Below are 1,949 nucleotides of genomic sequence, written 5' to 3' on the forward strand. Positions count from 1 at the left end.
GATCGACTTCCTGATATCGCCTTTCGGCCAGCTCCGCTTCATACTCGGCGCGCTCGAGCCGCATCTGCCACTGGCGTCCAACGGTGTGATCCCGCGCCTCTAACTCCTCGAGTGCGGCCAGCGCCAACTTGAGTTCGGTCGGCTGCAAGGCCTGCAGAACTTCCGCGACGATGGCGGTATCGAGTAAGTCGCAACGGAAATTCATACAGCATTTGTTTGTCCGTCCCTCGCGCTTTAACCAGGTGCACTGATAGCAGGGGTAAACACCGCCATTGCCGGTGTAGCGGACGGTGAGCGCTCGGCCACAGTGGCCACACACCAGTAGCCCTTGAAGTAAGGCCAGACCCTCGCGTGCTGCGCCGCTCAGCATCATTTCCTCGTCATTGGTGCGATTCTTCTCCAGCCGCTCCTGGTTCTTCAGGTACTCCTCCCAACTGATGTACCCTTCATGGTGCTCTTGCAAACTCACACGCCAGTCCGCCATAGGAACAGCGCACGACTTTTTATGCACCTCACCGGCGGGGCTGATCTGACGGCGATACTGATAACGGCCAAAGACGTACATGCCGGCGTACGAGGGATTTTTGAGGATGTTCAACACTCGACTGTGCGTCAAGTGGCCCCATATCAGCTTGCCATTCCATGCGCCACCGTAGGATCGCTTGGGAAAGCGTAATGTGCTTTTCCCAAATTGCTGCATCACGGCGAATGCAGTACCTGTCTCGCGAAAGAGACGAAATACCAGCGCCACGGCTCCCTGCACTTCCTCATCGGGGTCCAATACGATCCGGCCTTCCTCGTCGTAGCAAAGCCCCACTGGAAGAGGGAAACGCAGCTCCCCTTTTCTTGCTTTATTGAGCTTGCCACCAAGGAGGCGCCCGCGCAACCAATGAAGTTCTGCCTGCGCCATAGTCCCCTTTAAGCCCAAAAGAAGGCCATCGTTGAAATCGGCCGGGTTGTAGCAGCCATCTTCGTCGATCACCAGTGTATCGGTCAGTGCACACAACTCCAGCAAGCGATGCCAGTCTAAATTCGATCGCGCCAGTCGCGAGACCTCCAGCGCAAACACTGCGCCCACCTGTCCCATCGAGACTTCCGCTACCAGTGTCTTGAAATCCTCCCGGCCCGTTATCTGTGCTCCTGACTTGCCTAGATCCCGGTCCAGAATCTGAACTGACGGATCGCTCCAGCCCAACTCCAGGGCCTTCTTCCGCAGTGCATACTGGCGCTCGGTGCTCTCCTGATGGTGACGGACCTGCGCCAGCGTCGACTGACGCACATACACATACGCGGTCTTGCTCAGGTGTTGCTCGCTGATCGCGGTATTCATCGGCAGCCTCCAAAGAAGACACGCTCTCTCGGTTGCCGTCGATCCAGGCTGCGAGCATATTGGCGAGAAACGCGCCGCCCAATTCCACATCGATCGGGACGGGGACGGCGGCGGGTGACTCGCTCATAGTGCCTCTCTAGAGCGCCTCGCGGCGACGCAGAAGTTCGCGGTTGATCTCGCAGATCGTTTCCAGAATCTCGCGGCTCCGGTGATAGTTGGCGAGGTACTCCGCTGTTTGGCCGTAAGCATCCTGTGGCACGTAATCCATTTGCGGCCGCTGGCCGGGATAGCTTACCGACAGATAGTACTTCGGCCCATGTCCGGGACCGTCGGCGCACTTGCATCCCGGCTTGCCGCACCGTTTGTAACGCTCGATGAGGGAACCTCGCAAGATCGATTTCAGCGGCGGCAACTGGCGCACAAGAGCGTTGCGGCGCTTTCGTAGTGCGGCAGCGGGTTCTTTCTGAATATTCATCAGACCATGTATATAACTGGTCTGATAGTAATGCAATTAAAGAAATCCTTGTCAACATTTTTCCTCCTTGCCTGTCAGGTGTTCCAAGAGAGTAACCAATTCGAAAAGCGATTCTGCCCTGAGCCGACAAGGCGGTAAGCTAAA

At 57.0% G+C, this 1,949-nt stretch carries 2 protein-coding genes; both read right to left on the reverse strand.

Annotated elements, in window-relative coordinates:
* The coding region (locus tag Q363_RS31450; RefSeq protein ID WP_035358682.1) for a recombinase family protein at positions 1-1,330 on the reverse strand (1,330 nt) is incomplete at its 3' end.
* A gap of 136 nt (positions 1,331-1,466) precedes the next feature.
* Positions 1,467-1,841 (reverse strand): DUF6788 family protein, encoded by a 375-nt coding sequence (locus Q363_RS31455; protein WP_211256465.1) that lies wholly within the window; start codon positions 1,839-1,841, stop codon positions 1,467-1,469.
* Between the last annotated feature and the right edge of the window lie 108 nt (positions 1,842-1,949).

It is taken from the genome of Edaphobacter aggregans DSM 19364 (assembly GCF_000745965.1).
Taxonomy (GTDB): Bacteria; Acidobacteriota; Terriglobia; order Terriglobales; family Acidobacteriaceae; genus Edaphobacter; species Edaphobacter aggregans.